This window comes from Corallococcus sp. AB049A (assembly GCF_003668885.1).
Classification (GTDB): Bacteria; Myxococcota; Myxococcia; order Myxococcales; family Myxococcaceae; genus Corallococcus; species Corallococcus interemptor.
Genome location: NZ_RAWL01000382.1, coordinates 1 through 8,406 on the forward strand (window position 1 = coordinate 1; position 8,406 = coordinate 8,406).

An 8,406-nucleotide genomic window follows, 5' to 3' on the forward strand; every position below is an offset into this window, starting at 1 on the left:
CCGTTCATGGAAGGGCCGGGCTTGGAAGGGCTCACGGCTTTGCACCGTAAGCGAAAGCGCCCGGCCCTTCCATGAACGGAAGGGACCGGGCGCCCCGGTACTTCAGGAAGTGCTCAGCCGGTTACTGGGGGTTGAAGCCCAGCGTCAGGCCGAACACGTGCGCGGAGCCGGAGTACGTCGCCGGGATGCCCGGGGCCGTGCTCACCTTGTCCGCCAGCGCGACGAACTGGTAGCCCAGGTCCGCGCGGAACGGCCGGAACTGGTAGCCCACGCCCAACGTCGCCTTGATGCGGTTCGCGTCCGGCAGGTCCGGCGTCAGCGTGCTGTTGGGGCTCGGGGACGGGTCGTACACGAAGCCCGCGCGAACCTGCAGCGCGTCCGTCACGCCGTACTCGGCGCCCAGCGCGTACTTCCACTTGGCGTGCCAGCGCTTGGGCACCGGGTTGTCGATGGACGGGTTCTCGAAGCGGATGGCCAGCTCGGAGAACGTGGACCAGTCCACCCAGCTCGCGTCGAACGCCAGCAGCAGGTTCGGCAGCGGCCGGTACGCCAGGCCCGCCGTCACGGTGGACGGCAGGACCACGTCCGCGGTCGCGGTCTGGTCCGTCAGCCGGCTCTGGAACTCCACCGGGATGTTCTGGAAGTCCGCCTTGCCCTTGAACGAGATGTCGATGGCGCTGCGGTAGTGCAGGCCCATGTCCAGGTTGTCCAGCAGCTTGGCCTGCACGCCGATGTTGAAGCCGGAGCCCCAGTCCGCGCCGCCCAGGTGGATGGAGCCCTCGCTGTTCACGAAGTCCAGGCCACGCGTCAGCTCGATGGTGGCGCGCGCGATGTCCAGACCCGCGCCGAAGCGGAAGCGCGGGTGCAGCTCATACGCGAACGACGGGTTGATGTAGTACGTCGCCAGCGAGGACTCGTAGCCGCGGAAGCGGCCGCTGAAGCCCTCTTCCCAGCGGCTGCGCGCGCCGAAGGGCGTGTACACGCCCACGCCGAACGCCGCCTTCTCGAACGGCTTGTAGACCACGAACAGGTGCGGAGGCGGTGACAGCGTGGTGCGCTGCCCTTCCTGCTCCTGGCCCGGCCGCTGGAACGTGATGCTGGGGAGGATGCCCGTGTCGCCCAGCGTGATGTCCAGCGTCTTCACGCCGACCATGTTGGCCACGTTGTAATAGATGGAGGACGAGTCCTCCAGCCATGCCGTGGCCGCGCCGCCCGCGCCGGTGGCGCGAGCGCCCTGGGTGTCAATCTGGAAGCCCGCGGCCTGGCTGGTACCAGCCGCCAGGATCGCCACGAGGGAGAGTGTCTTTTTCATGGGTGTGTGATTCCTCTCTCAGTGGGTGCCGTTACTGCGCCACGGTTCCCGTGGACAGGAAGCCGATGATCTGGTCCTGGGCCGCGTCGCGAAGCGCTTCGGGAATGGCGGGGTTGTTGAGGAACGCGTGGCGCGCGGACGCCGGGACGGCACCGACGAGCGGGTTGGACGCCGGGAACATGTACGAAGCCACCGTGCGCGGCGCGTCCTTGCGGTTGGCCGCGTTGATCAGCGCCATCGTGTTGTCGTTCGGGATGACCTCGTCCCCCTCGATGTACTGGATGAACGCGCGGTGCTTGGCGGTGTCCGTGCCGGCCGCCGGGTTGTTGTCCAGCAGGTACGCGTAGTTGCGAGCGTCCGCCGGGTCCAGGATGGTGTTCGCCAGGCTGATGAACGTGTCGAACGCCGGGGAGCCCGGGGTGACGCCCGCGGAGGCGAGCGAGCCCAGGAACGCATCGCGCTGCGGCTTGAAGGCGGGCGCGGTCAGCAGCACGCCGGCCAGGTTGCCACCGGCCACGTTGAGCGCCGAGCGGCGCACGCGCGAGGACACCGCGGTGGACATGGTGCCCATGATGCCGCCGAGGCTCTGGCCCACGTAGTCCACCTGCGCCGCGTTCAGACCGCCCACGGCCGTGGACAGCTCGGGGCTGGCCAGCACGCGCAGGAACTGGCTGAAGTCCACCACGTGGTGGCGGAAGTTGTCGCGCGTGGTGAACAGGTTGCCCAGGTTCAGGAAGTTCCAGCCGGAGATGACCGGGACGCCCTGCGCGTTGCGCCTGAAGTCACCGCCCTCGCACTTGTTGTCGGCCATGCACTGGCCCTGCGAGACGACGTTGGAGCAGTAGACCTGGCCGTTCGGCACGCCCGGCGGCAGCGACGCGGCGTCGCAGGCGGCGCCGGCGCCCGCGGTGCGCGCCACGCAGCGGCCGTAGGACAGGCTGGCCGGGCTGGTCTCGCAGCGCTGGGTGGCCGGGTCGGCGCACGCGGCGTCGTCGCTCGGGGCGCCCAGCACCGAGGCGGAGCCCACGCAGCTGCTGCGCTCACCGTGGTAGACGGCGTCCATCGCGACCACCGCGTAGCCCGCGCCGGTGAACTTGTTGGCCACGCCGAGCACCGCGGTGCGGTTGCTCGTCAGGCCGTGGCCGAACACCAGCACCGGCCAGCCGCCCGTGGGCGCCTCGCCCGCGGGCGTGAACAGCATGAACGGGTAGCGGGTGGGGCGCGGCTCGGTGGGGTTGAGCGTGCCGAAGGGACCCGTGAGCAGCCACGGCGTGTTGGCGCGCACCTCGTAGACCGCGCCGACGTTGCCGGACGCGAGCCCGGCGCCGGTCATGGCGGACTTCACCTGCGACGTGATGGGGAAGACGGACACGGGCGCCGCGGACGTCCCGTACACGCCGCCCGGCAGCGTGTAGAGGTCCTCCAGGACGGACGTGGTGCTCTGGGTGGTGAACGCCCAGCCCAGCGCGATCTTCGAGCGCGGCAGGCCGGCCTTGGCCAGCGCGTCGAAGAAGGGCTTGTGGGCCGCGCGCACCGGCTCCAGCGCCGCCGCCAGCTCGTTCGGCACGGAGGAGATGGTGCTCTTCTTGGCCACGGTGTCGTACACCGGGTTGGACAGGCGCATCAGCGCGAACGCCGTGGCCGGCGAGACGTTGCGGCCCTTCGTGTCCTTCAGGTCCGTGGTCAGCACCGCGCCGTACTGGGTGGCGCCATCCAGCGGCGCCTTCGGGATGATCTGCAGCTGCTGGGGCACGTCGACGATGCCCGCCGCGCCCACGCTGGTGCCGCAGTCACCGGACTTCTCCACCAGGCAGGGCGTGATGTCCGGCTGGGTGCCCTTGTCCAGGTTGGAGAGCTTGAAGAGCTTCACGCCCGCGGGCAGCGACGCCTTGTCCACGCGGGGGGCCGGGCCGTCCGCGGCCTCGCGGTACATGGTGCCGTCCAGCACGCCCTGCGCGTCGCCGTTCTCCGACACGATGGCGCCCGTGGTGGAGAAGCCGTCCAGCGTGTTCAGGCCCGTGAACAGGTCCTGCTGCAGGCCCGGCGTCGGCGGGACGGGGAAGTTCAGGTGCGCCGGCTTCGTGGCCGTGGCCGGCATGCGCAGCAGGTCGTTGGGGAACGGGATGATGGTGGGGACGCGCGCGTTGGCCGCCAGGTTGATGGTGGCCTCCGGCTGGTTGACGATGCTGAAGGTCCACATGAGGACGATGTCCTCACGGCTGAAGCCCTGGGGCTTGAGCGCCTTGTTGAACACGTCCGCGTAGCCGCGGCGCAGCTGCTCCAGCTGCAGCGACTTCTTGGTCTGGTCCGCCAGGCGCCTGGCCGGATCCGTCTCCGTGGAGGGGATGAGCTCCGTGGCCGGGGCGCAGTCAGGCGAGGTCAGGTCCTCGCAGGTAACCAGCGACTCGTCGGAGTTGATGAACGCCCACGTGGCCGACCCGATGATGGACTGGCCCGAGTTGGTCTTCAGGCCCTTCTCACCACCGACCAGCGCCACCGCGTAGCGGCTGCCCTTCGGCCACGCCGGCAGGCCCGTGTTCAGGTCCACCGGGGGGATGATGTTGAGCAGGTCCGTGTCCTCGTTGTACGCGAGGGTCGGCGTCACCTTCTTCGTCTCAAACGGCGTGCCCTTGTACAGGTCGATGAAGATGACCGTCTGCGGGCTCACCGTGCGCGGATCCAGGTCCTTGATCTTGGTGCTCGCGATGGCGGACGTCGGGAAGCCGTTCAGCGTGTTCAGGTAGTCGCGCGTGAACTCCTGCTCCGCCGGGGACGCGGTCGGGTTGATGGGCGCGTTCACCCGCTTCGTCTGATCGGCGAGGGTGACGATGGCCAGGTCGTTGGGAGAGGGCACCACGGCGGGAGACGCCGAGGGGTCGAACTCCGCGAGGCCGACGTTCAGGTTCGGAGCGTCCTGCGCAATCTCCGGCGTGCAGGCGACGGCTCCCAGGGCCATGGCCCCGAGGAACAACTGTTTCTTCATGGTGGGAATCCCCTCCAGCCCAAGGTGAACTGCTGGAAACGATGCAGTGAGTAGCACGCCAGTCCCCGGTCACAAAGTGAGAGGGATTGACGCGCCGAGTCACCTATGGGGTGGGCCTGCGCGGAGGAACGCGGATACGCTGCCGTCCATGAACCGACTGCTGGCTGTGTTGGCGATGACCGTGGCGATGGGCGCGAGCGCGGAGGAGGCTGGAGGGCTGACGTGGAGCGCGCCCTCGGAGTGGGCCGCCCAGCCTCCGCGTCCGATGCGCGCCGCGACGTACAAGGTGCCCGCCGCGAAGGGAGACCCGGAAGACGCGGAGCTGGCGGTCTTCTACTTCGGGCAGGGACAGGGCGGCGCGGTGGACGCGAACGTGAAGCGCTGGGTGGCGCAGTTCCAGAAGCCCGACGGCAAGCCCCTGGAGGACAAGGACGCGAAGACGAAGCAGGAGAAGGTGAACGGGCTGCCCGTCACCACGGTGGAGGTGAAGGGCACGTACGCGGGCGGCGGCCCCATGATGGGGCCCTCCGCGCCCAAGCCGAACTTCAAGCTGCGCGGCGCCATCGTGGAGGGGCCGGAGGGCGCCATCTTCTACAAGCTCACCGGGCCGGAGAAGACGGTGAACGGCGCGGAGAAGGGCTTCCGCAAGATGGTCGAATCGGTGAAGCCCGCGGCGAAGAAATAGGTCGGCAAGCGGATTGCTAAGGCCTCCGGCACACGGCGCCCGAACGCCGAGCACCGGAGGCCTCACGTGTCGATGTGCCGCAGCCCTGAGTTCCAGAACCTCATCTCCCGCGCCATCACCCTGTTCCCGGAGGACACCGTCCTGGGAGCGCTCCAGCAGATGTACCGCCACGGCGTGCACGTGCTGCCCGTGGTGGAGGGGCGGGGCGGCGACCTGTTGGGCGAGGTGACCGAGGACGAGCTGCACCGCGTGGCCCGCCGCCGTCCGCTGGCCCGGCTGGCTGAAATTCTGACCGTCAAGGCGCTGGCCACGCCGGAAGAAACGACCGTGGAGACCGTCGCCCCGCTGCGGCTGGCGGCCTCCAGCGGCTGGCTGCACTGAAGTCCCGCCTGCCGCCCATCCGGCGCGGGGGAGGGGAAGGCCCCGGGCCCGTCCGCCTGACCGCTGGTGGACATCCGCCCTTGCCCAAAGGGCCGGCAGCGAACACCTCCTCGTGTGACTGGCGGCTGTCTGACGACTCGCACTGACGGACAGGCTGCAATCCCTCCGCGAGGTCAACAGCCTGTTGGCGGTGCCCCCGGCTTTCCGTCGAGGGCGAGGAGGCGGGTCATGAAGGCAGTGGCGATCATCCTTGCGGCGGGCAAGGCCCGGCGGATGTCCCACCCCAAGGCGCTCATCGAACATGAGGGGGGCAAGAGCTTCCTTCAGTCGCTGGCGTCCACCTTCGGAAAGGCGGGGTGTGGGGTGTTGGGCGTGGTGGGCAGCGACGAGGCCTTGGTGCGCGATCAGCACCCGAGCCTGGAGTTGGTGACGAGCCCGAACTGGGAGCGCAGCCTGCTCTCGTCGGTGAAGGCCGGGCTGGAGGCGGCCATGGCCGAGGACGCGGACGTGATGCTGCTGCATCCGGTGGACATGCCGGCGCTGCGCGTCACCACCGTGAAGTCCATGCTCAAGGACATGGAGCGCGGCGGCACCGAGGGCGAGCTGTCCCTGCGGCCGGAGTACGACAACGCCACGGGCTGGCCGGTGGTGCTGTCCCGGGGCGCGGCGCGCAAGGTCCTGGATGCGGAAGGGGACGACCTGGAGGCGGTGCTCAGGGCCATCAACCCGCGCCGCCTGAACGTGAAGGACCCCGGCGTCATCGTGAACATCAACACGCCCGAGATTTACGGGCGCGTCTTCAGCATGGAGCCCAAGCTGGCTCCGCCGCCCAAGCGGCGCATGAAGCGCGCGGGCGCGTCCAATGGCGCGGGGGCGGAGAGCGCTCCGGCGTCCTACGCGGCGTCGTCCGAGGAATAGCCCGGACGCGAAGACTCCCGGGGCCTGCGCGCGGACGCAGGGGACCCCGGGAGTTTTTACTTCAGGATCGCGGGCCCTTCAGAACGACAGGCCCAGGCCCAGGTAGGGGCCGGTGAAGCTGTCCGAGTGCACCACGCCGTCCAGGTGGCCGCCGTCGCTCAGGAACAGGGTGCGCCAGCCGCCGCGCAGGTTGAGGGCGCCCAGGTGCAGCGCGAGGCCGGCCTGCATGTCCACCTGGCGGTGCGGGAAGGGCACCACCTGGATGCGCGCCTCCACGTCGAAGGGCGACGGGCCGAGGCACGCCTCCAGCGACGCGGCGAGGCTGGGGCCCACGAAGATGGCGTCCGGCGCGTGCGCGCTGGCGATGCCGGCCTCCATGCGGAAGCGGCCGCGCTCGGTGGACCACGGCGAGAGGGTCAGGTGCGCGTCCAGCAGCGTCAGCCGGTCCCGGTCACTGGAGCCGTCGTCCGGCTCCAGCGAGAGGCCGCTCACGCGCGCGTCCATGCCCCAGCGCTGGCCGTCCAGGGCCATGAAGAGGTCCAGCGCGCCGCCCACGTCGCCGAAGCTGTTGCCCTGCAGGTTCAGGTGCACGAGCGGCGCGGGCCGGGGCGCGCGCTGGCCTCGGGGCACTTCCGCGCGAGCGCGGCGGTGGTAGCTGGCCGGGCCGCTGATGAAGAGCACGTCGAACCAGCCCAGGCCGGCGCCGGAGGCGCGCACGCTGGAGCGCACCGGCGCGTCCGACGCGCGGCCCACCGGGGTGGCGCGGTGCTCCTTCCTGCCGTCGTCCCGGTCGTCGGAGTCCTTCGCGTCGGACGTGCTCGGCCGGGAGCGCTTGCCGAAGCGGGCCTCCGCGGGCGCGGACCCCATCAGGACGGCGACAGCGAGCGCGGCACTCAGGGTCTTCACGAAGCCCACGGCGACCTCTCCTCTTCAGGGGCCCACGGGATGGGCCGCGGCGTGTGGACGCCTGCTTGCCCGGAATATTCAACCCGCATCACCCCGAGGCGGAACAGGGGCCCCGGGACGGGGGACGGTGTCCGGAAGGGCGCATGTGCACCCCCGGACATCCGGGCGCTTCAGAACGCGAAGCCGGCGCCCGCGTAGGGGCCCACGAAGCGGTCCACGTGCCGCACGCCGTCCACCCGGCCCGCGTCGTCCAGGACGAGGCCGCGCACGCCGCCGCGCACCATGAGGGCGCCCAGGTGCAGCGCGAGGCCCGCGCTCGCGTCCAGCTGCCGGTAGGTGCCGGCGGTGCCCTGCACGCGCGCCTCCAGGTCCAGCGGGCCCGCCACGCAGACCTCCAGGGACGTGGCGAGGCTGGGGCCCACGAAGAGGATGTCCGGCGCCTGCGCGGTGGAGACGCCGCCCTCCAGCCGCCAGCGCACGCGGTCGGTGGACACGGGCGCCCAGGTGAGGTGCATCGTGGCCAGGCGCAGGTCGTCCGTGCCGGGCGTGCCGTCGTCGGTGGGCAGCACCAGCTGCGTGCCCTGCACGGCGATGCCCAGCGCCTCGCCCTCGATGCCCAGGAACGCGTCCCCGGCGAGGCCGCCGCCCAGGGCACCCACGTTGAGGCCCACGCGCAGCTCCAGCGGCTGCACGTCGCGCTGCTCGCGGACGACCAGGGCGGGCCCCGGGCTGGAGGCCTCCACGGCCACGGTCAGCAGCTCCGCGGCCGCGACGACGGCGTCGCCGTGGACGTGCGCGGAGTACGAGGGCCGCTCGCGGCGGTAGGAGTGGGTTTCGCGCACGACGGGCGTGGCGGCGTGGACCCGGGAGCCCCTGCTGGAGCCCTGGTCGTCGTCCTTGTCCTTCTTGTTGTCGGAGGTGTCCGGGGACTTCTTGCCGAAGCGGGCCTCCGCGGGAGACGCGGCCAAGAGCAGGCTGGCGGCGAAGGCGGCGCACAGCGCGGGGCGGAAGGCGGACACGGGAGGCTCCGGGGAAGGGGCGAGGTGAAACCCTCTGCTCCCCCTGACGGGCGGCCCGGCGTTCTATTCACCTCCAAGCGTCAGCGCTGCGCCGTCTTCTTCGCCTTGGCCTTCGCCTGGCGCTTGAAGGGCCGCGACGGCGGCTCCGTGCGGGCCACGGCCGCGCTCTCCGGCGTCACCGGCGTGGGGGACAGCCGCAGTG

At 70.8% G+C, this 8,406-nt stretch carries 7 protein-coding genes; 3 read left to right on the plus strand and 4 right to left on the minus strand.

Annotated elements, in window-relative coordinates:
• Positions 1–121: 121 nt before the first annotated feature.
• A complete protein-coding gene (locus D7X55_RS30705; protein ID WP_120552316.1) occupies positions 122–1,312 on the minus strand; it encodes an OmpP1/FadL family transporter in 1,191 nt (396 codons plus the stop codon).
• A 31-nt stretch (positions 1,313–1,343) separates the two neighbouring features.
• Positions 1,344–4,295: a hypothetical protein gene (locus tag D7X55_RS30710; RefSeq protein ID WP_121724917.1), complete on the minus strand. Its 2,952-nt coding sequence runs from the start codon at positions 4,293–4,295 to the stop codon at positions 1,344–1,346.
• 148 nt (positions 4,296–4,443) lie between these two features.
• Here D7X55_RS30710 and D7X55_RS30715 point away from each other — a divergent pair, with 148 nt between their 5' ends.
• From D7X55_RS30715 to D7X55_RS30725, 3 genes are all read left to right on the plus strand, one after another.
• The gene (locus D7X55_RS30715) at positions 4,444–4,980 is read left to right on the plus strand and encodes a hypothetical protein (RefSeq protein ID WP_199747226.1); all 537 of its coding nucleotides are present in this window, start codon (positions 4,444–4,446) and stop codon (positions 4,978–4,980) included.
• Positions 4,981–5,052: 72 nt separating this feature from the next.
• The gene (locus D7X55_RS30720; protein ID WP_120552319.1) at positions 5,053–5,361 is read left to right on the plus strand and encodes a CBS domain-containing protein; all 309 of its coding nucleotides are present in this window, start codon (positions 5,053–5,055) and stop codon (positions 5,359–5,361) included.
• A 228-nt stretch (positions 5,362–5,589) separates the two neighbouring features.
• Positions 5,590–6,279 carry an NTP transferase domain-containing protein gene (locus D7X55_RS30725; protein WP_121724919.1) on the plus strand — a complete coding sequence of 230 codons (690 nt, stop codon included), beginning with the start codon at positions 5,590–5,592 and terminating at the stop codon, positions 6,277–6,279.
• A gap of 78 nt (positions 6,280–6,357) precedes the next feature.
• Here D7X55_RS30725 and D7X55_RS30730 read toward each other — a convergent pair whose 3' ends face one another.
• Both D7X55_RS30730 and D7X55_RS30735 read right to left on the minus strand, forming a co-directional pair.
• The gene (locus D7X55_RS30730; RefSeq protein ID WP_121724920.1) at positions 6,358–7,194 is read right to left on the minus strand and encodes a hypothetical protein; all 837 of its coding nucleotides are present in this window, start codon (positions 7,192–7,194) and stop codon (positions 6,358–6,360) included.
• 161 nt (positions 7,195–7,355) lie between these two features.
• Positions 7,356–8,204, minus strand: a complete 849-nt coding sequence (locus tag D7X55_RS30735) for a hypothetical protein (RefSeq protein WP_121724921.1) — start codon at positions 8,202–8,204, stop codon at positions 7,356–7,358.
• Positions 8,205–8,406: the final 202 nt, after the last annotated feature.